23 protein-coding genes are annotated in these 23,786 nt (G+C 43.1%); 6 read left to right on the top strand and 17 right to left on the bottom strand.

Annotated features, from left to right (window positions below):
- Positions 1 to 184: 184 nt before the first annotated feature.
- On the top strand, positions 185 to 1,435 hold the full coding sequence (gene glyA / locus L2W36_RS00510) for a serine hydroxymethyltransferase (RefSeq protein WP_124940694.1): 1,251 nt from the start codon (positions 185 to 187) through the stop codon (positions 1,433 to 1,435).
- An 80-nt stretch (positions 1,436 to 1,515) separates the two neighbouring features.
- On the opposite strand, the gene L2W36_RS00505 is transcribed toward glyA, so the two are convergent.
- The 13 genes from L2W36_RS00505 to leuS all read right to left on the bottom strand — a co-directional run bounded on the left by L2W36_RS00505 (position 1,516) and on the right by leuS (position 14,473).
- The gene (locus L2W36_RS00505; RefSeq protein WP_031493179.1) at positions 1,516 to 1,845 is read right to left on the bottom strand and encodes a hypothetical protein; all 330 of its coding nucleotides are present in this window, start codon (positions 1,843 to 1,845) and stop codon (positions 1,516 to 1,518) included.
- Between the two features lie 153 nt (positions 1,846 to 1,998).
- A complete protein-coding gene (lipA, locus tag L2W36_RS00500; protein ID WP_062456972.1) occupies positions 1,999 to 2,964 on the bottom strand; it encodes a lipoyl synthase in 966 nt (321 codons plus the stop codon).
- Positions 2,965 to 2,968: 4 nt separating this feature from the next.
- Complete coding sequence (gene lipB, locus L2W36_RS00495; protein WP_031493180.1) at positions 2,969 to 3,610, bottom strand: lipoyl(octanoyl) transferase LipB; 642 nt, start codon at positions 3,608 to 3,610, stop codon at positions 2,969 to 2,971.
- A gap of 175 nt (positions 3,611 to 3,785) precedes the next feature.
- Complete coding sequence (ybeD, locus tag L2W36_RS00490; protein WP_031493181.1) at positions 3,786 to 4,064, bottom strand: DUF493 family protein YbeD; 279 nt, start codon at positions 4,062 to 4,064, stop codon at positions 3,786 to 3,788.
- Positions 4,065 to 4,206: 142 nt separating this feature from the next.
- Positions 4,207 to 5,385 carry a serine hydrolase gene (locus tag L2W36_RS00485; protein ID WP_031493182.1) on the bottom strand — a complete coding sequence of 393 codons (1,179 nt, stop codon included), beginning with the start codon at positions 5,383 to 5,385 and terminating at the stop codon, positions 4,207 to 4,209.
- 100 nt (positions 5,386 to 5,485) lie between these two features.
- The gene (locus L2W36_RS00480; RefSeq protein ID WP_236109093.1) at positions 5,486 to 6,286 is read right to left on the bottom strand and encodes a septal ring lytic transglycosylase RlpA family protein; all 801 of its coding nucleotides are present in this window, start codon (positions 6,284 to 6,286) and stop codon (positions 5,486 to 5,488) included.
- Positions 6,286 to 7,407 carry a rod shape-determining protein RodA gene (gene rodA / locus L2W36_RS00475; RefSeq protein ID WP_236109092.1) on the bottom strand — a complete coding sequence of 374 codons (1,122 nt, stop codon included), beginning with the start codon at positions 7,405 to 7,407 and terminating at the stop codon, positions 6,286 to 6,288. Before rodA ends, L2W36_RS00480 begins: the two co-directional genes overlap by 1 nt.
- Entirely contained in the window at positions 7,404 to 9,287 is a 1,884-nt protein-coding gene (mrdA, locus tag L2W36_RS00470; RefSeq protein WP_006075609.1) for a penicillin-binding protein 2, read from the bottom strand. The genes rodA and mrdA overlap by 4 nt, the downstream gene beginning before the upstream one ends.
- 11 nt (positions 9,288 to 9,298) lie before the next feature.
- Positions 9,299 to 9,769 carry a 23S rRNA (pseudouridine(1915)-N(3))-methyltransferase RlmH gene (gene rlmH, locus L2W36_RS00465; protein WP_006075610.1) on the bottom strand — a complete coding sequence of 157 codons (471 nt, stop codon included), beginning with the start codon at positions 9,767 to 9,769 and terminating at the stop codon, positions 9,299 to 9,301.
- A 4-nt stretch (positions 9,770 to 9,773) separates the two neighbouring features.
- Complete coding sequence (gene rsfS, locus L2W36_RS00460; protein ID WP_006075611.1) at positions 9,774 to 10,091, bottom strand: ribosome silencing factor; 318 nt, start codon at positions 10,089 to 10,091, stop codon at positions 9,774 to 9,776.
- 69 nt (positions 10,092 to 10,160) lie between these two features.
- Positions 10,161 to 11,180: a DNA polymerase III subunit delta gene (gene holA / locus L2W36_RS00455; RefSeq protein ID WP_236109091.1), complete on the bottom strand. Its 1,020-nt coding sequence runs from the start codon at positions 11,178 to 11,180 to the stop codon at positions 10,161 to 10,163.
- A 19-nt stretch (positions 11,181 to 11,199) separates the two neighbouring features.
- Positions 11,200 to 11,766 (bottom strand): LPS-assembly lipoprotein LptE, encoded by a 567-nt coding sequence (locus L2W36_RS00450; RefSeq protein ID WP_236109090.1) that lies wholly within the window; start codon positions 11,764 to 11,766, stop codon positions 11,200 to 11,202.
- Between the two features lie 133 nt (positions 11,767 to 11,899).
- Positions 11,900 to 14,473 (bottom strand): leucine--tRNA ligase, encoded by a 2,574-nt coding sequence (gene leuS, locus L2W36_RS00445; protein ID WP_236109089.1) that lies wholly within the window; start codon positions 14,471 to 14,473, stop codon positions 11,900 to 11,902.
- A 183-nt stretch (positions 14,474 to 14,656) separates the two neighbouring features.
- Here leuS and L2W36_RS00440 point away from each other — a divergent pair, with 183 nt between their 5' ends.
- On the top strand, positions 14,657 to 15,127 hold the full coding sequence (locus L2W36_RS00440) for a zinc ribbon-containing protein (protein ID WP_006075222.1): 471 nt from the start codon (positions 14,657 to 14,659) through the stop codon (positions 15,125 to 15,127).
- Between the two features lie 71 nt (positions 15,128 to 15,198).
- Here L2W36_RS00440 and cysZ read toward each other — a convergent pair whose 3' ends face one another.
- A complete protein-coding gene (gene cysZ, locus L2W36_RS00435) occupies positions 15,199 to 15,936 on the bottom strand; it encodes a sulfate transporter CysZ (protein WP_031495762.1) in 738 nt (245 codons plus the stop codon).
- 182 nt (positions 15,937 to 16,118) lie between these two features.
- Here cysZ and zipA point away from each other — a divergent pair, with 182 nt between their 5' ends.
- From zipA to L2W36_RS00420, 3 genes are all read left to right on the top strand, one after another.
- Positions 16,119 to 17,117: a cell division protein ZipA gene (gene zipA / locus L2W36_RS00430; RefSeq protein ID WP_006075224.1), complete on the top strand. Its 999-nt coding sequence runs from the start codon at positions 16,119 to 16,121 to the stop codon at positions 17,115 to 17,117.
- A 67-nt stretch (positions 17,118 to 17,184) separates the two neighbouring features.
- Positions 17,185 to 19,188: an NAD-dependent DNA ligase LigA gene (gene ligA / locus L2W36_RS00425; RefSeq protein WP_124940699.1), complete on the top strand. Its 2,004-nt coding sequence runs from the start codon at positions 17,185 to 17,187 to the stop codon at positions 19,186 to 19,188.
- A gap of 483 nt (positions 19,189 to 19,671) precedes the next feature.
- The gene (locus L2W36_RS00420; RefSeq protein ID WP_006075226.1) at positions 19,672 to 20,796 is read left to right on the top strand and encodes a porin; all 1,125 of its coding nucleotides are present in this window, start codon (positions 19,672 to 19,674) and stop codon (positions 20,794 to 20,796) included.
- 199 nt (positions 20,797 to 20,995) lie between these two features.
- On the opposite strand, the gene L2W36_RS00415 is transcribed toward L2W36_RS00420, so the two are convergent.
- A complete protein-coding gene (locus tag L2W36_RS00415; RefSeq protein ID WP_198557409.1) occupies positions 20,996 to 21,625 on the bottom strand; it encodes a YccT family protein in 630 nt (209 codons plus the stop codon).
- 175 nt (positions 21,626 to 21,800) lie between these two features.
- Between L2W36_RS00415 and cueR the strand changes: the two genes are divergently transcribed.
- Positions 21,801 to 22,211 (top strand): Cu(I)-responsive transcriptional regulator, encoded by a 411-nt coding sequence (gene cueR, locus L2W36_RS00410; RefSeq protein ID WP_006075228.1) that lies wholly within the window; start codon positions 21,801 to 21,803, stop codon positions 22,209 to 22,211.
- 32 nt (positions 22,212 to 22,243) lie between these two features.
- Here cueR and L2W36_RS00405 read toward each other — a convergent pair whose 3' ends face one another.
- Complete coding sequence (locus tag L2W36_RS00405) at positions 22,244 to 22,417, bottom strand: hypothetical protein (protein ID WP_236109088.1); 174 nt, start codon at positions 22,415 to 22,417, stop codon at positions 22,244 to 22,246.
- A gap of 400 nt (positions 22,418 to 22,817) precedes the next feature.
- Positions 22,818 to 23,675, bottom strand: coding sequence for a TraB/GumN family protein (locus L2W36_RS00400; protein WP_236109087.1), 858 nt, complete (start codon positions 23,673 to 23,675; stop codon positions 22,818 to 22,820).
- Between the last annotated feature and the right edge of the window lie 111 nt (positions 23,676 to 23,786).

Genomic DNA, 23,786 nt, shown 5'->3' with positions numbered 1-23,786 from the left:
CGCCCATGATGATACCTAAGGTTCACTATGAGAAAACTGCATGAGAAATTTCCAATTTTCTCTTTATGACCTAGATCAAATTATGTATGATGCAAGTCATCAAATGTGGTGACGAAAACGTTTGCTTTTGGTCATTGTGTGGTTTTTTTGAAACTTTCAGAACAATCTGAGTCAGGAGATACAGATGCTTAAGCGTGATATGAACATCGCTGATTACGATGCGGAGCTATTTGCAGCTATTCAAGAAGAAACCCTTCGTCAAGAAGAGCACATCGAGCTTATCGCTTCGGAAAACTACACCAGCCCTCGCGTAATGGAAGCGCAAGGCTCTCAGCTAACAAACAAATATGCTGAAGGTTATCCGGGCAAGCGCTACTACGGTGGTTGTGAATACGTCGATAAAGCGGAAGCACTAGCGATTGACCGTGCGTGTGAGCTATTTGGTTGTGAGTATGCGAACGTTCAGCCTCACTCTGGCTCTCAAGCGAATAGTGCCGTGTACATGGCTCTACTTAACCCGGGCGATACAGTATTAGGTATGAGCTTGGCTCATGGTGGTCACCTTACTCACGGTTCTCCAGTTAACTTCTCTGGTAAGCACTACAATGTAATTCCTTACGGTATCGATGAAGCTGGTCAAATCAACTATGACGAGATGGAACAGCTAGCACTTGAGCACAAGCCAAAAATGATCATTGGTGGTTTCTCTGCATATAGCCAGATCGTAGATTGGGCTCGTATGCGTGAAATTGCGGATAAAGTTGATGCGTATCTGTTTGTTGATATGGCGCACGTTGCAGGTCTTATTGCAGCTGGTGTTTATCCAACGCCTGTTCCTCATGCACACGTTGTGACGACCACAACACACAAAACATTAGCGGGTCCTCGCGGTGGTCTAATCCTGTCTAATGCAGGCGAAGACATGTACAAGAAGCTTAACTCAGCTGTTTTCCCTGGTGGTCAAGGTGGTCCTTTGATGCATGTTATCGCCGGTAAAGCAGTAGCATTCAAAGAAGCAATGGAGCCTGAGTTTAAAGAGTACCAAGCTCGCGTAGTTAAGAACGCAAAAGCGATGGTTGCCCAGTTCCAAGAGCGCGGCTACAAGATCGTGTCTAACGGCACTGAGAACCACCTGTTCCTTGTTGACCTAATCGACAAAGATATTACAGGTAAAGAAGCGGATGCAGCCCTAGGTGCAGCGAACATTACTGTAAACAAAAACTCAGTACCTAATGACCCTCGCAGCCCGTTCGTAACGTCTGGTATCCGTGTTGGTTCTCCAGCGATTACTCGCCGTGGTTTTACTGAAGCAGATGCGACTGAGCTTGCTAACTGGATGTGTGATGTTTTAGACAACATCAATGATGAAACAGTGATTGAAGCAACAAAAGCTAAAGTACTCGAGATCTGTAAGCGTCTACCTGTTTACGCTTAATAGATTTATCTAAGAAATAATAAAAGCGAGCTATGAGCTCGCTTTTTTGATCTTGTATTCGTTTGAAAAGTAAACGCTAGCTATTTATTGATATTCAGTAAAGTTCCAGATTTACACTTGAACGAGTAGTACTTGCGACTTTCACTAAATTGACCCAAGCCTTCACCATTACAGTAATCGATATTAATGTCACGCATGATATCCAGCGTTTTCTCGCTGTTCAGTGCGAATTTAGCGCCGTCTTTACAAACGATACGAACTCGACCATCGTCGCTCACCGAGTACAGATTTACCTCGGTATTACACAGTTCAAATGACGCCTCTAAGTAGTTGTCTTGTTGAGTATTCTGCGCACAACCACCAATAACAGTAGCGGCTAAAATAGGCAGACCAACTTTAAGTAACTTCATGCTACATCCTTGATTGAATAATATTTTTCTTTAAGCCTACCTAAATATAGCGAAAATGCGAGTATGAGATTGTCATCTTGGCGATTTTTCTTAAAAAAAAACACGGATGGCTCCGAGAGCGAATCCGTGTTTAACAAAAAACCACAAATGGAATTACTTAATTTCTACGCCTTGAGCCTGTAAGTCCGCATGATAAGAAGAACGAACGAATGGACCACATGCCGCGTGAGTAAAGCCAAGTTCCAGTGCAATATCTTTTAGCTCATCGAACTCAGAAGGTGGAACGTAGCGTTCTACAGGTAAGTGGTGACGGCTTGGCGCAAGGTACTGGCCTAACGTTAACATGGTAACGCCGTGCTCACGAAGGTCTTTCAACACTTCCACGATCTCTTCTTTTGTTTCTCCCAAGCCCATCATTAAGCCCGACTTTGTTGGTACGTCAGGGTGCATCTCTTTAAACTTCTTAAGCAGTTGTAGCGACCACTTGTAGTTTGCACCTGGACGAGCTTTACGATAGAGACGAGGAGCGGTCTCTAGGTTGTGGTTGAAGACATCTGGTGGGTTGTCTTTCATTGCCTCAAGCGCAACATCCATACGGCCACGGAAATCTGGAACTAAGGTTTCAATACGGATTTCTGGGTTAAGTGCTCGGATTTCGCGGTTACAGTCAGCAAAGTGTGTTGCACCACCATCACGAAGATCATCGCGGTCTACAGAAGTCACCACAACATACTTCAGCTTCATGTCTTTGATTGTTTGCGCCAGCTTTTTAGGTTCACCAGCTTCTGGAGCGTTGGGGCGACCATGGGCAACATCGCAGAATGGGCAACGACGAGTACAGATTGCGCCAAGAATCATGAATGTTGCTGTACCGTGGTTGAAGCATTCAGCTAAGTTAGGGCAGGATGCTTCTTCACAAACAGAGTGCAGGTCATTCTTACGCATTGCAGATTTGATATCTTGAATACGTTGGCTGTCTGCAGGGAGTTTGATCTTCATCCACTCTGGTTTACGAAGGATCTCTTTCTGCTCGGTAGGCATGTTCTTAACTGGAATCAATGCCATTTTGTCAGCGTCACGGTACTTAACGCCTTTTTCCATTTGGATAGGTTTGCTCATCGTCTTATGCTTCTTCGCTGAATTCTACTTGCTCGTAATCAAGTATTGTTATGAGTGCTTTGATTAATTGGTCTTCTACGACGGACACTTGCTGTGGACCGCCCAACTGGCTGACCTGAACCATTTCCATTCCGGCATAGCCGCAAGGATTAATTCTTAAAAAGGGAGTGAGATCCATATTGACGTTCAACGCCAGTCCATGGAAAGAGCATCCTTTTCTGATGCGTAAGCCCAATGAACATACTTTTTTATTGTCAACATAGACGCCAGGTGCGTCGGGTCTCGCAGCCGATTCGATATTGTATTCTTTTAGCGTTTGAATAACGAGGTCTTCGATATGAGTAACCAGTTCACGAACGCCCAGTTTTTTACGACGGAGATTGATTAAGAAATAGGCCACTAACTGGCCTGGACCATGATAGGTGACTTGGCCACCACGGTCACTTTGTACAACGGGAATATCACCAGTGTTAAGTAGATGCTCGGCTTTGCCTGCTTGACCTTGCGTAAACACAGGGTTGTGTTCAACTAACCAAACTTCGTCGCGCGTTTGTTCTGTGCGATTATCAGTAAACTCATGCATCGCTTTCCAGACAGGCTCATAGTCCTTTCTACCAAGCTTTTTTACAACTAGTTGATTTTCCACCAATCACTCCGCTGCCACTTAATAAAGTATTCGCATTATAAACATGTTGGTGGTTTTGAACTACCAATAAATAACGAATTCTTAACGACTGAATCACTATTAAGTGCTAGGTTTTTGAAATATAAAAAGAAAGCAGCCTAAGCTGCTTTCAAAAAAAATTTAATTTTTCAAATTTTTATAGAACCATGCGAACAATATCGATTTCACCAAGTTCTTTGTATAAGGTCTCTACCTGCTCGATAGACGTTGCAGTGATGTTGATCGATACTGCATGGTAGTTGCCTTTTGCACTTGGTTTGATAGTTGGGCTGTAGTCCCCTGGCGCGTGGCGCTGGATTACTTCCACTACCTTTTCAGGAAGTTCTGGCTTAGCGTAACCCATCACTTTGAATGTAAAAGAGCAAGGGAACTCTAGTAGGTCTTTGAGTTTTGCATCAGAGTTGATGGTCAACATATTAGGGACTCCAAAAATACCAATTCGTTATAACGATGCGAATAGTAATGCCTTATGTGGATGATCTCAAGCCAACAAAAAGTAAAGCCGCATTATGCGGCTTTACGGAAACTTGATTACTTTTAGCTCTAGAGTTTGATTATTAGAACAAGCTCTTGAAAAGTAATACGATGTAATCCCATAGACGACTGAATAGGCTACCTTCTTGAACATCTTCAAGTGCAAGTAGTGGGTATTCAGCAACATCTTCGCCGTCTAGTTGATAGTATAGCTTACCAACGACATCGCCTTTAGATATTGGTGCTTCAAGCTGTTTTTCAAGTACGAAACTTGCTTTTAGGTTTTTCGCTTGGCCGCGTGGAAGTGTGACAAAGGTATCTTGGTCAACACCTAGTGCTACAGCGTCTTTGTCACCCATCCAGACTTTTTCTTCTACGAAGGTTTCGTCGGCTTTATGTGGATTCACTGTTTCGAAGAAACGGAAGCCATAGCTCAACAGCTTTTTACTTTCAGATTTACGTGCATTGGCGCTCTTAGTGCCCATAACTACCGCAACTAAACGCATCTTACCTTCAGTTGCTGAGCTCACTAAGTTATAACCAGCTTGGCTTGTGTGGCCAGTTTTAATGCCATCAACGTTCATGCTCTTATCCCACAATAAGCCATTACGGTTATATTGGGTAATGCCGTTGTAGGTGAATTTTTTCTCTGAGTAAATACGGTACTCATCTGGAACGTCGCGGATCAGTGCACGACCAAGTAGCGCTAAATCGTAAGGCGTAGAATATAGGTTCGGGTTGTCCAAGCCGTGTACGTTGGCGAAGTGTGAATTGTTCATGCCAATAGACTTTGCCCACGCATTCATTAGATCGACAAACGCGTCTTCTGAACCTGCGATATGCTCAGCCATTGCTACACATGCATCATTACCTGATTGAATAATGATGCCTTTGTTAAGCTCTTCAACGGTTACCTTTGTGCCAACTTCGATAAACATCTTCGATGAATCAGGGAAGTTCTTTGCCCAAGCGTTTTTACTGATGGTAACTTCATCTTCTGGAGTGATGTTGCCACGCTTCAGTTCTTGGCCGATAACGTAGCTGGTCATCATTTTTGTCAAGCTAGCCGGGTGAAGTTGAGTGTTCATCTCTTTTTCAGCTAGGACTTTACCTGAGTTGTAGTCCATCAAAACGAAGCCTTTCGCTGCGATTTGAGGTGCATCCGGCATAACAACAGGCGCCGCAGAAGCAGAAGTTGCTGCTAAAGTTGCGGTAAGAGCAATGGAAGTTAGAAGTTTCATAGAAGGTTTATTCTTATTCATTTGAATACAATTTTTGTTTGTTGTCCGTATATTAACAGAACGGTCTGGGCAAACTAGATAGCTTACACTAAGTAACAACCGTTATTTATGTCAATGATGTTTACATTTTTTTGACGAAAGCTGAGGAGTAGCCAATCTTTTTCACTTGTTCGAGAACATCTTGAGTCTGCTTGTAGTCTTTGAAAGGACCAAGCATTAGACGGTAGTTGCTATTTACAGGTGTTAGAAATGTGTCCACTGATAGCTTTTGACCGAGTTCTTTCGATAAAGTTTCGACGCGATCCTTATGTGGAGATGCGGCAACTTGAATGGTGTACTCTGGGTGTTTGTCTACTTTATGTTGGCTAGTGGAGCGTTCGACAATGATTACCTCAATCTCAACATTGGCGGTACCTGTCTTAATGACATCGAGTTTCTTTGCCGCCGCATAGCTCAAATCAATGATTCGCCCTTCGTGAAAAGGACCTCGATCATTGACGCGAACGATGGTTTCTTTGCCATTGTCTAAATTGGTGACCTTAACATAGCTTGGTAGAGGCAAGGTTTTATGGGCAGCCGACATAGAATACATGTCATACACTTCACCATTCGACGTCAGATGGCCATGAAATTTTTTCCCATACCACGAAGCCTGTCCGCGCTCTTTAAATCCGGTTGGATCTTTAATCACCTTGTAGCTGTTTCCTCGCAAGGTGTAGTTCTTGTTGCCGCCTAAGCTATAAGGTTCATATTTAGGTTGAGCACCTTCAATATGGTCAACAGAGATAGGACTTGAAGGTGCAACATCATCGCTTAACTCATAGCGACTGTCAGACGACGAACAACCAGCAAGAGCGACCAATCCCACAGTAAAGCAAAGCAATGTTTGGTAGTGACGGTGGCGGATAGAAAATCGATTCATTAAGTTGCCTTTGAAAATGCCTTTCTGTGCGTATGGATAGACATTAAGATGCCGAAACCAGCCATTAACGTCACCATGGAGGTACCGCCATAACTGACAAGAGGTAGAGGTACGCCTACTACAGGTAATATACCGCTTACCATACCAATATTTACGAAAACGTAAACAAAAAAGCTAAGTACAATGCTGCCTGCCATCATTCTACCGAATGCGGTTTGTGCTGAACTGGCTAAATATAAACCACGGCCAATAATAAATAGATAGAGGGAAAGCAATAATAAAATGCCTATCATGCCCCATTCTTCGGCGATAACTGCAAAAATAAAGTCAGTATGTCGTTCTGGAATAAATTCAAGTTGTGATTGAGTACCTTGCATCCAGCCTTTGCCAGTAATCCCACCGGAACCAATGGCTATCTTACTTTGGATAATATGATAGCCCGCACCGAGTGGATCTGATTCTGGGTCGAACAAGGTTCTGACACGGACTTTTTGGTACTCACGCATCAAAAAGAACCATAACACAGGGATAAAGGCTCCAAGTGCTACAATCGCACTAATAATGATTTTCCAACTGATACCTGCAAGGAAGATTACGAAAATACCAGAAGCGGCTATTAGTATGGATGTACCTAAGTCGGGTTGTTTCGCAATCAGAATAGTTGGTACAAATACCATCACTAAAGACATCACTAAAGTTTGGAAGGTGATAGGAAGTGAACGCTTACCTATGTATCGAGCGACCATTAAAGGCACGGCAAGTTTCAGTAGTTCTGAAGGTTGAAAGCGAACAAAGCCTAAATTGAGCCACCTCTGCGCTCCCTTAGATGCTTCACCAAAAAACAATACTCCGAGTAGCAATAGTACCCCAACAAAGAACATGATTGGAGCGAGTGACTCGTAGGTTCTCGGGGAGAATTGTGCGAGTACAATCATAACAACGAGGGCGAGAACCATACGCATGGCTTGCCTGTCCATCATGGCCAAGCTCTGCCCACTTGCACTGTACATAACAACTAGACCAAAGGCCATTAAAGCCAGAATACCTAATAGCAGTGGCAAATCGATATGGAAGCGTTCGAATAGAACTCTATTTTGTCCTGTTGATGGATCAAATCTCATTCTTCTTCACTCTTTTCGTCTCGAAGGGCCAAATCAAACAGCTGACGTGCTACAGGTGCGCCATTAGAAGAACCACCTCCGGCGTTTTCTAGTACAACTGTCACAACTACCTTTGGATCTTTGAAAGGTGCAAAACCCGTGAATAATGCGTGGTCTTTTAGGTGCTCCTCCAGTTCCTCAGCGTTGTACTCCTGGTCTTGAGCCAAGCTAAACACCTGCGCTGTACCGGACTTACCACCCGACTGATAAGGCATGTTCTTAAATGCGCGGCGAGCAGTACCTTTGACACCATGGTTAACCAACCGCATTCCTTCGAGTGCGATGTCCCAGTAGCTCTCTTTCACTCCAGTAATCGGCGGGCGAGAGTCAACTTCAGCCATTGTTTGGTGTTCAAAACTATCACCATTATCGATGGTGGCACGTAATAGGTGTGGAGATAAAACTTCTCCATGATTAACCAGCACGGAAGTAGCTTTGGCTATTTGCATTGGTGTTGCAGTCCAATAACCTTGTCCAATACCTACTGGAATCGTATCACCTTGATACCATGGCGTGCGATGACGAGCCATTTTCCATTCACGTGTCGGCATATTCGCTTTACTTTCTTCATAGATGTCAATGCCAGTATAGTCACCAAAACCAAACATCATCATCCACTTAGATAGTCTATCAATGCCCATATCATAGGCGATTTGATAGAAGAAAGTATCCACTGATTCTTCAATGGCTTTAAGGATATTGACTTTACCGTGTCCCCAACGCAACCAATCACGGAAGGGGCGCGTTTTCGAGTTTGGAATTCGCCAATATCCAGGGTCATTACGCGTGGTTTGAGGCGTAATGACGCCTTCTTGGAGCGCCCCAACTGCAATAAAAGGTTTTACCGTTGATGCTGGAGGATAAATACCAAGCGTTGCACGGTTCACCAGTGGACGGTTTTTATCTTCCAAAAGGGCTTTATAAGCTTTACTTGAAATGCCATTTACAAAGGCGTTAGGGTCATAACTAGGGCTAGACACCATCGCGAGTACGCCATTGTCATTTGGGTCTAGGACAATCGCAGATCCGCGTCTTCCTGCTAACAGTTTATGAACTTTAAGTTGTAGTTTGATATCGAGGTTTAGCACGATATCTTTGCCCGGAATTGGCGGAACAAACTTTAAGGTACGTAGTACTCGACCACGACTGTTCACTTCAACTTCTTGATAACCTGCGGTGCCGTGTAGAATTTCTTCGTAGTAACGTTCGATGCCTAACTTACCAATGTCACGAGTAGCTTGGTAATTCGCGTCTCTTTCTTCTCTGACGAGGCGGCGCATATCACGATCGTTTATTCGTGATACGTAGCCAATAACATGCGTCAGTACATCGCCAAATGGGTAATAACGCTTCAGATTTGCTGCTATTTCTACGCCAGGGAACTTATGTTGATTAACGGAGAAAACAGCAACTTGCTCCTCGGTTAATTGAGTAAGAAGAGGGATAGATTTGAATCGGCGAGTACGTTTTCGGTCTCGTTCAAATGCTTCAATACGTTCTTCGGGGATATCTAAAAATTTACGCAGCCCAGCAATAGTCTCATCCATGTTTTTCACCTTTTCTGGGGTGATTTCTAGGTTGAAGACTGGACGGTTCTCTGCCAATAGGATGCCATTTCTGTCATAGATAAGGCCGCGATTTGGCGCGATTGGTACGACTTTAATGCGGTTATCATTAGAGCGAGTTTTGTAGTCTTGATACTGATTAACCTGAATATTATAAAGGTTTGCAACAAGTACTAGCATCATGGCAATGATAAATACGAATGCAACGACAGCACGGCTTTTGAACAGCCGTGCTTCTGCCTGATGGTCCCGTATCTGGCTACGTTTACGTCTCATAACTTGTTGGCTTACTCTCTATGGTAAGGATGGTTTGCAGTAATTGACCAAGCGCGATAGAGGCTTTCCGCCATGACAATTCTCACCAGAGGGTGGGGTAGCGTTAGCGCTGAAAGTGACCAGCTTTGATCGGCAGCGGCTTTACAAGCTGGTGCTAGACCTTCTGGACCACCAATCAAAATAGAGACGTCGCGCCCATCTAGCTTCCAGCTCTCGAGTTGCTCAGCCAGTTGAGGGGTATCCCATTTCTTACCTGGAATATCTAATGTCACAATACGGTTTCCTTTAGGAACCGCTGCTAACATCGCTTCGCCCTCTTTTTGTAAGATACGTGCAATATCAGCATTTTTGCCTCGCTTCCCCGCGACAATTTCCACCAGTTCAAGTGGCATATCATGAGGGAAGCGACGCTTGTATTCTTGAAAGCCTTCTTCGACCCACTTCGGCATTTTAGTACCGACTGCGATGAGTTGCAGTTTCAATGTATTAGCTCCAAAGCTTTTCTAATTGGTAAAGATCACGATGCTGTTCCTGCATGACATGCAGCATGGTTGATCCCATATCGAGAACTACCCATTCACCTTCTTGTTCACCGTCAACGCCGAGAGGTTCCATACCCGCTTTCTTCACTTCAGAAGCAACATGATCGGCAATTGAAATTACATGTCTTTTTGACGTACCCGTACAGACAATCATAAAATCAGTCACGCTAGACTTCCCTTCAACATCAATCGTTACGATGTCTTGTGCTTTCATATCGTCGGCTTTGTCGGCTAGAAATAGTTTCAATTCTTCGCGTTGCAAAAGTTTTTCCTCGTTGTTCTTAATTAAGTTGAGCCTCAGGCTCAATTGACCCGCAATTATACCACGAAATTATGGATGTAAAGACAGGCTGCTGTCAGTAGCACTCAGGTTGAGCGTTAGCTGGTGTAGGAAGGGCCACGGGCTCAACTCGTATTGGGTCTTTACTTGGACCTCGATTGAAGCGAGTAGTTGCATGGCTTGTTTAAGTCGTATTGCGGTAAGGCGCTGCAGAGCAGCGCTATAGAGTGGTTTTTTATTTTGCCACACTCTGAAGCTATCAAAGACTTGGTTAAGCGAAGATTGAGTCAACATCTGTTGCATTTTGATGAGCTGTTGTAGCTCTTTTTGAATCGAACGCAACAAAATAACGGCTTCTACTCCTTCTGCTTCAAGTTGTAAGAGAATTCGATTCGCTCGTTTTGGTTTACCTTCTAAGATCGCGTCTATCCAGTGGAACACTGTAAAATGGTTATGACGGCTTAGAGACTCTTGAACACGGAGCAGGTTGAGTTGGCCATCAGGATAGAGCAATGACAGCTTCTCTAAGCTTTGAGAAAGAGCAAACAGGTTTCCCTCATGCCACTGACATAGGAGCTGTATCGCTTCACCGTCAGGCTTAAGTCCTGAGGCATTGCATCGCCTCATTACCCATTGAGGGAGGTGTTTGACATCAGGGGCGGCGCAGCTCACCAAGCAGCCATTTAGAGCCTTGAACCATTTTGCTGATTCTTGAGCTCGCGTCAGCTTGGTTCCAGTGATGATAACAACAATGTCTTCATGCAAGTGTGACGATATTTCTAACAGCTGTTTGGCGATAGCTGCGTTAATACCTGACTCAGGGATGGATAACTCTATAATTTGCTTAGATGAAAACAAGCTAAGGGCTTGTGTGCAGTCATAGACATCATTCCAGTCCAATGAACTGTCCACGGAGAACCTATGATGTTCTTCAAATCCTAACTGTCGAGCATGACGAATGATCAAGTCTCGACTTTCTTGTGCAAATAATGGTTCATTACCAAAAACGAGGTAGCAGCCATGCCACTGACGGTTCAGTGTTTCTGCAAGGCGGTCAGCAAATACTCTCACGTCGTTCTACTCTGCGTCACTAGGATTGAGGAGACGAGGTAGCGTCTGACTCTACGGTTTCTTGTTGTGCTTCGTACTGTTCAATATCGGTTTTAAGACGAGCCATTTGACGCATCATTTGTTGAGCTGAAAAGTTTCTCATCTCGTCTTCAATCAAAGAGCGCTCTTCTGACTTTGCCAGAGCTGAAAGTGGGTTATCGAGGTAGCTGCGTGTTATCTGAGCTGAAAAACTCTTAGAGCCAAGTTCTGGAACAGTGACACGATAGCGTACTCTGTAGGTAATTTCTTTTTCTGCTGCTCTTGTGTTTTGATACAAAGACAGAGTGCGGTCACCGATAGACTCACCGATAATATGGAGGTTAGGTATGTTAGGCTGTGGGTCGACGATTTCTATTTTACTTAATCTTAGTTGTTCTTTAACCAGTCGGGTGATTTTTCCATATGGGTCAAAGCTAGTGACTGAGATTTCTTTGATATCTTCGGGAACGTTGTACTCTCCACGCAAGTGAAAACCACAAGCGGTCAACAAAGTAGATAAGAAAAGGACTAAGCTGACTCTTGCTGTGTTGTTTTTTAGTAGGCGCATAGTGCTCGCAGACTCTGTTAAAAAGGCTTATGTAAGTTTCATCAGGCAGTGAACTTAAATAAGGCTTTTATGTTTGGCTGAAAAAGAGCCGCGAAGTATTTTCGCGACTCTTGGTATCATAAAGACAACTGAATTAATTAGCTACAATATTCAATAGTTTACCCGGTACGTAAATCACTTTACGGATGGTTTTTCCATCAGTGAATTTCGTCACGTTCTCGTCGTTAAGACCAAGTTCTTCTACTTGTTCTTTAGTTGCATCCGCAGCAACGGTCAGTTTAGCGCGTAGCTTGCCGTTAACTTGAACAACGATAAGTTTCTCATCTTCAACGAGAGCTTTTTCATCAAATGTTGGCCACACAGCATTGTCGATGTCTGCATTACCCAGTGCCGTCCACATCTCGAAACAGATATGCGGAGTGATAGGGTAAAGCATGGCAACGACCGCTTGTAGAGCTTCATCAAGAATCGCACGGTCTTGTGCTGTGTTTTGAGGTGCCTTAGCAAGTTTGTTCATTAGTTCCATGATGGCTGCAATCGCTGTATTGAATGTTTGGCGACGGTCAACATCATCGGTTACTTTTGCAATGGTCTTATGAACATCACGGCGCAGTGCTTTTTGGTCTGAAGATAGAGCCGAAACGTCAACGCTTTCTGCTGTACCTTTTTCTGTATGTTCTTTTACCAACTTCCAAACACGTTTAAGGAAGCGGTTTGCACCTTCCACACCAGATTCTTGCCACTCTAATGTCATATCCGCAGGTGACGCGAACATCATGAATAGACGTACAGTGTCAGCACCGTATTTGTCTACCATTTCTTGTGGGTCAATACCGTTATTCTTCGACTTAGACATTTTGATCATGCCTGAGTGCTCTACGTCACGACCTTGTTTGTCTGTTGCTGACGTAATACGACCTTTACCGTCACGCTCAACTTTTACGTCTGTAGGAGCGATCCACTCTTTGGTGCCTTTTTCGTTGGTGTGGTAGAAAGCATCAGCAAGCACCATACCTTGGCATAGGAGTTTCTTAAATGGTTCGTCGGAAGTTACATAGCCAGCATCACGAAGCAACTTATGGAAGAAGCGAGAGTACAGCAAGTGCATACATGCGTGCTCGATACCACCGATATATTGGTCTACAGGTAGCCAATAGTTCGCTTTTTCTGGATCTAAAATATCATCAGCTTGCGGAGAGCAGTAACGTGCATAATACCAAGAAGACTCCATAAAGGTGTCGAAGGTGTCTGTTTCACGTAGTGCTGGCTCACCGTTGAAGGTCGTTTTTGCCCACTCTTTATCAGCTTTGATTGGGCTAGTTACGCCATCCATAACAACATCTTCCGGAAGGATTACAGGAAGTTGCTCTGCTGGAACCGGGTGAACTTCACCATCTTCAGTCGTTACCATTGGAATTGGAGCACCCCAATAGCGTTGACGAGAAACACCCCAGTCACGTAGACGGAAGTTTACGGTTTTGTGACCTTTGCCTTCTGCTTCTAACTTAGCAGAGATAGCATCGAACGCAGCCTGGAACTCAAGTCCATCGAACTCACCAGAGTTAAATAGTATGCCTTTCTCAGTGTAAGCCGCTTCTGAAATATCAAGCTCGCTGCCGTCAACCGGTTTGATTACAGGAAGAATATCTAGGTTGTATTTAGTAGCAAACTCAAAGTCACGTTGGTCATGACCAGGAACCGCCATAACTGCACCTGTTCCGTAATCCATCAAGACAAAGTTAGCAACGAATACTGGCACTTCACGACCATTCAATGGATGAATAGCAGTAAGGCCAGTTGCCATACCTTTTTTCTCCATTGTTGCTAGTTCAGCTTCTGCAACCTTGTTGTTCTTACACTCATCGATAAATGCAGCTAACTCAGGGTTGTTTTCAGCCGCCGCAGCAGCAAGAGGGTGGCCTGCAGCGATACCTACGTATGTAACACCCATAAGAGTATCTGGACGCGTCGTATATACTTCAAGGTCTTGATGACCTTGTACTTCAAACTTCAGTTCAACCCCTTCAGAGCGACCAATCCAGTTGCGCTGCATGGTTTTAACCATTTCAGGCCAACCTTCTAAGTTGTCTAAATCATCAAGAAGCTCTTGGGCGTATTCTGTGATTTTAATAAACCACTGTGGGATTTCTTTTTGTTCAACTGGAGTATCACAACGCCAGCAACAGCCATCTTCAACCTGTTCGTTTGCTAGAACAGTTAAGTCATTTGGACACCAGTTAACAGAAGAGGTTTTTTTGTATACTAAGCCTTTTTCATAAAGCTTAGTGAAGAACTCTTGCTCCCAACGGTAGTACTCTGGTGTGCACGTAGCAAACTCACGGTTCCAGTCGTAGCCAAAACCAAGCAACTTAAGTTGGTTTTTCATGTACTCAATATTCTCATAAGTCCATGGTGCTGGCGCTGTGTTGTTTTTTACTGCTGCGTTTTCAGCAGGTAGGCCAAACGCGTCCCAACCAATTGGTTGCATTACGTTTTTACCTTGTAGGCGTTGGAAACGAGATACCACATCACCGATGGTGTAGTTACGCACGTGACCCATGTGCAGTCGTCCACTTGGATAAGGGAACATAGACAGACAGTAGAATTTTTCTTTATTTGGGTCTTCACTTACAACAAAGGTCTTATTGTTGTCCCAGTGCTGTTGAACGTTACGTTCAATATCTTGCGGGTTATATTGTTCTTGCATCGATGATTTCCGGTTATCTTGGAATTTGTGAGTTCTGTTACCACAGAAACTATTAGATCGTCATAGAATACCTAAAGGAAGCCCGGTCAACAATAGTCAATATACCCTTCGTGGGAGAAGAGGTGATGCACGTTAACGGTAATCACATAGTGTTCTGCTACTTTGGTGAAAATAGGGGGATGTATGCCTAAGCGTAAAGCCAGTTATGAAGAAATGATTGAAGATGTGGTTGACAACCTAAAACACAGTCCTGAAGAGTTACAGCACGTGCTTGAAAAATCAGGACAAGTGGTTGAGGCCGCCAACGATATGACTAAGGACGAAATGGCGTTAATTTCTGCGTATGTGAAGTCTGATCTAAAGGAATTTGCCGAAAACTACGAAGAGAGTAAAAGCGGGCCCTTTTATCTCATGATTGCTAATTCAATTTGGCAAGGTCTGCTGGATATCACAGATAGAACAAAAGTCGAGTGGGTCGAGCTGTTCCAAGATCTTGAGCATCAGGGCGTTTATTCCTCAGGAGAAATGATAGGGTTAGGTATTTTGGTGTGTGAGCAGTGTGGGCATAAGACAGAATACAACCACCCAACAACCATTTCTGATTGTCCAAAATGTGGTCATAGTACATTTAGTCGACAGCCCCTAAAACCATAGAAGCTAGCTGTTCTAGAGACTGTATGGCTTGCCTACAGTCTCTTTGGATACTGCTAGATAGTGAGAAACACTTACTTATATTGCTGTTTGAATTCTTGTACCCACATCGCTGTTGCGCCACATACTGATACTGGAACGATAAACAGGTTAAGTATTGGGATTGTTGTAAATACCGAGACAAGCATACCGAAGCTGTAGGCTTTTCCTTGTTTTTGCTTCATAGACATTCGCATGTCGTTAAATGGTACCTTGTGGTTATCAAATGGATAATCACAGTATTGAATTGCTAACATCCAAGCGGTAAAAATGAACCAAAGAAAAGGTCCTATCGTCTGACCAAGCGCAGGGATAAGTAGCAGTAAGAATAAGCCGATAGCTTTAGGCAAGGTATACAATAGCTTGCGCCATTCCCGAGCCATAATTCTTGGAACGTCTTTGACAACGCTCATGATCCCGTCTTCTGAAACTTTTTGACCGGTTAGCATTTCTTCCACTTTCTCTGCTAAAAGGCCATTGAATGGAGCGGCGATAAAGTTAGCTAATGTGCTAAAGAAGTAAGAAAAGGTCGCCAATATAGTGATGGCGAGTAGCGGCCAAAGCACATAACTCAGCCAAGAGAGAAATTCAGGCAAATAGCCCAGCCAGCCTTCAATCCACGCGTTGAGGTTGGAGAAAAGGTAGTACATTGCTGAACCAACTAACAAAATATTGGCAAGTAATGGTAGCAGTACATAACGACGGATACCCGGTGTAAAGGCGATTTGAAAACCTTGATGAAAGTAACCGAATCCGGTTTTGGCTTTGTTCAAAATATGTTTCCTTTTACCTTTTGCTACTGTTGTTTCTTAGCGACTATATCAAAAAAGACTTAAGGAAATCACAAACTTCTTATACTAAGGTGTTCTAATAGTCTATAGAGTTTTGGTAAAGTAGAGTGAGCTGAGGTGTATTCACCTCATTAAGGACTATTTTTTAACGTTGAGAGCAAACAATGCAGGAATTGCGATTCGTACTCATTATTGTCGGTGCCCTAGCTATCGCGGCGCTGCTGTTCCATGGCCTATGGTCTAGCAAAAAAGAAGGACAGAAGAAGTTCGGTGATAGGCCGTTAGGAAAGTTGGATGACAACGCTGAGCAAGAAGACGAATACGTTGCGCCAGAAGACGATTTCGAAATTATAAGAAAAACGCGTAATGAACCTGACTTTGGTTTGAACCAACAACAGACTAATTATGATCCCTTAGACGATGTCGCTAGTCACTCTGAACAGAGCTTTGAGCATGAAGAGCAGATTCATCATCAACCTTTAGAAGAACAATTCGAAAAGCCTCCGGTCTCTGCATTATCAGAAGAAATGGTTGAAGAAGAGCTACCATCATTTTCGGCCAAAACCGATGTCGAACCCGAAGAGTTTGAAAAACTTGAACCTCAGCTAGATCTAAACAAATTCGATGATACTGACGAGGAATTGGAAACAAAACCTCAGCCTATTGAGGCATCAACCCTAACGTCGGCAAAGGAATCGAGTGCACCTATACAGGCTGAAAGTGAACCTGAAGAGCCCGAAATGCAGGTGATTGTGATGAACGTGCATTGTGCTGGTTCTGAAGATTTTGTTGGTACTCAGCTGTTTGATAGCATGCGCCAGAATGGTCTTATTTACGGTGAAATGGATATCTTCCATCGTCATGCCGATTTATCAGGCACAGGAAAAGTACTGTTTAGTGTGGCAAATATGATGCAGCCAGGTACGCTTCAACATAATGATCCAGCCACTTTTACTACCAAAGGTATCTCGTTCTTTATGACTCTACCTTGTTTTGGTGAAGCCGAGCAGAACTTCAAGTTGATGCTAAGAACAGCGCAGCAAATTGCTGATGATCTTGGGGGCAACGTTCTTGACGACAAGCGTAACTTAATGACACCGACAAGACTCGATGCCTACCGTAAACAAATTCAAGACTTTAACGCAGCGAAAGTAAGCGCGTAATCGTTCCACTTATGTTAGAGAAAAGGCTCCTCGGGAGCCTTTTTTATCCGTACTACCAAGGTATACCATGTCGCAACAACGATTAAATGAACTGAAAGAGCAACTTCACTATCATGGCGTGAAGTACTATGTAGAAGACAGCCCAGAGATTCCAGATGTCGAGTACGACAGACTAATGCAAGAATTGCTCGCTATTGAAGCTGAGCATCCTGATTGGGTAACTGTAGACTCGCCAAGTCAACGAGTCGGAGGGTTACCACTTGACAGTTTTACCCAAGTGAAACATGAAATACCGATGCTGTCTTTGGATAATGCTTTCTCAGATGAAGATTTAGATAGTTTTAATAAGCGCATTTGTGATCGCGTAAATCGAACCGATATTGGCGCTTATTGTTGCGAAGTAAAACTCGATGGATTAGCAGTGAGTTTACTTTATGAAAATGGTGTACTTGTTCAAGCTGCAACTCGAGGTGATGGAACCACGGGGGAGAACATCACAGAGAATGTTCGAACTATTAGTGCAATTCCACTGAAGCTGCAAGGCGACGACATTCCAGCGCGCATTGAAGTACGGGGTGAAGTATTTATGCCTAAAGCTGGGTTTGCAAAACTTAACGAACTTGCCGAAAGAAAAGGTGAGAAAGTGTTTGTAAACCCAAGAAATGCGGCAGCAGGTAGTTTACGTCAATTAGACTCTCGTATCACCGCAACTCGTCCTTTAAGCTTCTATGCCTATAGTCTGGGCATTGTTGAAGGTACCGAGTTACCAGCAAGTCATTTTGATCGTTTTCTAAAACTCAAATCTTTAGGCTTTCCAATGGGGCCTGAAACCAAACGCGTTAACAGTATTGAAGAAGTTAAAGCCTACCACAAAGCGATCCAAGAAAAGCGTGATGAGCTTGAATATGAAATAGATGGCGTCGTCATTAAAGTTGACGACATTGCCCTACAAGAGCAGTTAGGTTTTGTGGCTCGAGCCCCTCGCTGGGCGATTGCCTACAAATTCCCCGCTCAAGAAGAAATTACCGTACTGAACTCTGTCGAGTTTCAGGTTGGACGCACCGGAGCCATTACCCCTGTTGCGAAGCTAGAGCCAGTGTTTGTTGGTGGCGTGACGGTGAGCAATGCTACCTTGCATAATGCCGATGAAATTGAGCGTTTGGGTGTGAAGGTTGGTGATAGTGTTATTATTCGCCGTGCAGGGGATGTTATTCCTCAAATTGTTTCTTATGTGCCAGAGCGTCGACCTGCGGATGCGAAAGAAATCGTTTTTCCTTCTGAGTGTCCGGTATGTGCATCTCTGATTGAACGGATTGAAGGAGAAGCAGTAGCCCGTTGTACTGGTGGCTTGGTTTGCCAAGCACAGCGTAAAGAAGCACTAAAACACTTTGTTTCTCGTAAGGCTTTAGACGTTGATGGTCTTGGGGAGAAAGTGATAGAGCAGCTTGTAGACAAAGAAATGGTCGAGACACCAGCAGATTTGTTCAAGTTATCTGCGGGGCAACTCACTATTTTAGAGCGTATGGGGCCGAAGTCCGCACAGAATGTTGTCAATGCCCTAAATGTGTCAAAAGAAACCACACTAGCGAGATTCCTGTACTCACTGGGGATTCGTGAAGTTGGTGAAGCCACCGCTGCGAATCTATCAACGCATTTTGAAACTTTAGAAAATGTGATGAACGCGACTCATGATCAGTTGATTGAAGTTCCTGATGTCGGTGAGATTGTTGCTAAGCATATTCGGTTCTTCTTTGCTGCTGAATCTAATCAAAAAGTAATTGAGGCATTGATTGCAGCAGGTATTCATTGGGCGGCAGTAGAAGCACCAGCGGAAGATACACCTCAACCACTTGCGGGCAAGACGGTGGTTTTAACAGGGTCGTTGTCACAGCTAAACCGCAATGATGCCAAGGCAGCGCTTCAGGCGCTAGGGGCGAAAGTGACGGGAAGTGTTTCTAAGAAAACCGATATTTTATTTGCAGGAGAAAATGCAGGTTCTAAATTGGCCAAAGCACAAGAGCTCAATATTGAGATTAGAACTGAGGACGACCTAATAGAATTAATCGGCTGATTTAAGGAATAGAAAAAAGAGCTCCTAATATGGGGCTCTTTTTTTTGCGAGTGAGTTCAAATAATGATGGTTCTACTACGTCATAAATAAAAAACAATCGTATAAATAGCGTTTTTTTATTTAATTAAATTAAATAAAAAATCCATGCGATCCATATCACGAATGGCAATGTTGGTGGCTTTTTAACTCCTTGAAAATAAAGGATGTAAAGCATTTCATTATAGCTGTGTTTGAAAAATAAGATCTTCATCAATAACCATGGTAAAAGTTTGTAGTGCGTCCTATTTTTTTTAGCTTAATTGATTTTGAAATTGATAATTTTCTCTGCGAAGTTAGTCTTGTGAATATGGATACACAAGGTGTAGACAGGAAAATTAACCAGTCTATTTTTGGTTAAATAAATAAGGAAATATTTCACCCTTCGGCGGCCAACTTAAGAGTGAAATATAAAAAACAGCTATATCCATTTTTAGGAGTTATTCCATGGAAAAAATGTTTAAACGCACTCTTATCGGTGCAGCAGTGGCGTCTTTAACAATGGCGGGTGCAGTACAAGCGAAACCGGCAACAGATACAGTTGATCTTTATGGTCAAGTTGCATTGTCTGTATGGCAATATGGTGAAGATAAAATTGGTGGCGGTGATGCTCCACTGAAACTAGAAAATGAATCTCGCTTTGGTTTACGCGGTTCACATGAACTAGCACGTGGTCCTAAGTTTATTTGGCAATTGGAAGGTGGTAACGTTGGTGATGACGGTGCTGGTAGTGGTCTAGGTGTTCGTGATACCTACGGTGGTTTTGAGTTCGAGGAAGCTGGTCGCGTACGTATTGGTCGTATGTTGACACCACTCTATGAAATCATCGACTGGCCATACTCAGGTCAACGTGCTGGTGCTATTTTTGACTGGGGTGGCGATGTACTAGGTGGCGCACGCTATGATCGTCAATCTAATATGGTTCGTTATGACTCTGCTAACTTAGGAGGGTTTACATTCAACCTAGCAGCTGGTCGTGGTGATGAAGCAAGTGCTGACTCAAACTTCTATGGCTTAGGGGCGCACTATACTGTTGGAATGCTTACTCTACACGGTGGCTACGAGTATGGTAAGGATCGTAAGTTTGATACTCTCAACTCAGCTTACCAGAACTTCTTGAAGCAAAACCCTGGTGCTCCAATCATTGGTGATAAAGATACAGTTAATGGTCGTTCAGATACGCAAGCTGGATTGTTAGGTTTTGAGCTGAACTTTGACACATTTGCCTTTAATGGTGCATGGAAATACGAAGAAGCAGACTATAAAGAGTTGAAAGACAAAGACGATAATGATCTTCTACAGTATGGTTCGAAAATTTCTCAGAATAGCTACTCGTTAGGAGCTGTATTCAGTGGTGTTGAGAATTGGCAGTTCAAGCTTAATTATGCTGCGAATCTAGATCCTAAAATTGATAGTACCGATGCAGATGGCTATGCAGATTACATCGTTTCAGCACAGGCACTATATTTCTTGGATGACTCAGCGATTACCTATGTACGTCCTTATATGATTTCTAAAGACGAATCTTCTGCTGAATTCGGCTGGGGTCTAGGCGTAGAATACTACTTCTAAAATACAATCTGATACTGCCTTATACCTTCGGCTCCTAGAAATAGGGGCCGTTTTTTTATTGTGTAATTCACAGTGAGATTAATAAATAGTTGTTTTGACGAAAATATAGAAGATGGACGTTAAATAAAGTTGAGTTAAGAAAAGGAGATCTCGCGATAAAATGAAAATGTGCCCGCGAGTGCGAGCACAGTCGGTTAAATTACTCTTCGAGGTTGCTGATTGCCCAAGTAAGAAACTTCTTTCTTTCTTCGTATGAGGCACTTTTGAAAGAGCGTTTTAAAGATTGGTACACATCACCATCAAGTTGGATGTCAGCGGTTTCTATTTTGGATTGTGAGTAGTGTGACAAGCTAGCAACAGCGTTGGTTTGATTGTAGTCTTTTACTTCTTGTGCCATATCCGCAGTTAGACTAAACGTTAAACCTAACTGATCTTTCTTCACGCCAACGAGGGGCTTTGAATCGCTAACAAGTTCAAAGGTAGGTTTACTATTGAACTCTACACCTTGTTGCAGTGTCTTAATGTTAGGCACGGATATAGAGATATCCTTATCTTTTGCATCAAATGTTGCAACTAAAGGTTGAGATTTAAATTTGGTTTTGTCTGAGCCCGTTTCCATAACTATTTTAGAAATTCTAAAAACCAGTTGGTTTACACCGTTATCGAGAACGATGTTGTCGTTACTATCGAAACCAAAGTTTGAGTAGCCAGCGTCTTTACCATTAACAGTGAGCAGTTGGATGCCAGACGGCACGTCAATGGTCACTGACGAGTAGGCTAGTGACGGTGCCAAAATTAGACTCGCAAGTAGTGTTTTTGTTAATTTCATTACCACTCCTTAGTACTTTGCCAATATGGCAATTCTCTTGTAGGGTCTGTTTCATCTTAGTTTTTTTACATCGCGAATAATAGCGTTGTTATGAAAGCAGAAAGCGTCTGTACAGAAATTTGCGAGTCACTTATCATTTGAATAATTGTGTAGGTTTGCCTAAGTGGAGTTCGATATGAACATCAGTGAAGTTGCTAAAAAGACCGGTCTAACAACGAAATCAATCCGACTGTATGAAGAAAAGAAAATCATCTCGTCACCGTTGAGAAGCGATAATGGCTATCGCATTTATTCGGCCAAGCATGTTGATGAACTAAGTGTTGTTGCTAAGGCCAAACGAGTCGGTTTTACGCTTGATGAGTGTCGCGATATGGTGTCGTTAGCCTTCAAAACGGACAGGACGAGTGCCGAAGTTAAACGTCGAACCAGCGAAAAACTTGCGGAAGTTAAACGCAAGATTTCAGAGTTGCAAGCTATTGAACAGCAACTGGAAGTCTGGCTTTCTCAGTGCCCGGGAGACACTAATTCGGCATGTCCAATCGTTGATGATTTGATGCAAGGCTGCAATACAAAAGTCCAAAACTGATGTTCGTACTATGCAGCCAAGGGCTTGATATATCAAAAGCGTTTTTGGCCACCTAAACGTTCGCAACGCTCAATCGGAGTATACGTTTGAGAGTCATCGCTTAGTTGGCAGTCGACATATGGACCTAATGCAGAACTGTTTGAGGCATGGGTGATTGGAGCAAGCGTCAGCATGATGCCGAAGATTAGTGCTGAGAAAATTTTCATAACGATCCCTTTCAATTATTCAATATTTAGAGGCATCTCACACTTCGAGATAATCCTAAGTATGAACAAGAGAGAATAAAGATCAAAAAAAAGAGTAAGAATTAAAAAATTTTTAATTCCAAAAAAGTGGAACTTATTAATTGTGTGAAATTAATAACTATATGATTTAGATGGTAAAAATAATCTATAGTTTTATCATGTAGTATGGGGAAATGCCGCTCAACTACTTAAATTAACTTACTTAGTTTCTAGAACAATCTATGGCAATGATGGTTAACTAGTTGGTAATTAAGGACTCTAAGGAAATCTGATTTGCGGTGACGTGCTCCCAGCTCAAAAAGAGCTCGTTTTCGATGTTTTGTTCTAACTAGCAGGTAAAATGAACGAATTTCGATAACAGTCAGTTGTCTTGACTGGAATCAGAGATCGAGCAATTTGCCTTGTTTGGTGTGGAAAGTAGGTCTATGGCATAACCTTGCTCTCCTAGCTGTTCAACAACACTGTGTTTTCCAACAAGGTGCAGAGCGCCCACAGCCACAAAATGGGTTCCTGCTTTGTATTCTTGTGATTGGCTTAATATCTCTACCCACTTTTCGTTCCGCTCGTAAATGAATGAATGATAGAAGTCATCGTTATAGGCCTCTGCTTGTAACACTTCTTCAAGGTTCTTTTTATCCCCCATACGCCAAGACTCGATTAAACATTGGATGCTTGCTTCACTATTTGGCCACTCTTGGATTGTTTGTTTCAACATATCTAATCCGTCATCAGGCTGATTTGCGAGTAAATCGATTTGAAATTGTAAACTCTCTAATCCCTTTATTGGTAATTGATGAGTGTTTGCCCACTGAACAAACTGCATATCAATGCCGAACTGAGGTTGATAGTTAAGAGATTGGAATTGTAATTGTTGTAAGGTTAAGGCTGCTTGCCAAGGTGGTAAGTTCAATATTTTAGTTGGAGCTAGGGAGGTCTGTTTTAAGATTTTAACTAATGTAGCTAAGTGTTCTTCGTCTAACATTTGCTTAGTACTGGGTTGTGGTTCTTGCGGGAAACGAACTTTTTCATTTAGGCGTGTTTCGACAACCAGGCTATCAGAGCTATCTAAAGCTTCTGTCACTTTTCTAGAAAATGGATCGAGTTTGGTATCCCCAACGTGAATTGTCCCCATGAGATAGAGGCGCTGTTCACCTTTGTCTGCTTGCCATAACAACGGTTCTGCATGAGAAAAAAATGAGATCAACAACAGAAGGTTCATGAATGAAGGCCCCCCCAAGTGAGCTCTCTTTATATAACTCGAAATATCTCTAAGCAATCTATCCACCACTTTCTGAACTACGGTTGAGTGTTCAGACTAACACAAGTTCGC

This window comes from Vibrio sp. McD22-P3, assembly GCF_021568915.1.
Taxonomy (GTDB): domain Bacteria; phylum Pseudomonadota; class Gammaproteobacteria; order Enterobacterales; family Vibrionaceae; genus Vibrio; species Vibrio mediterranei.
The sequence above is the reverse complement of the archived record's forward strand: the minus strand, read 5'-3'. Positions and strand labels throughout refer to the sequence as shown.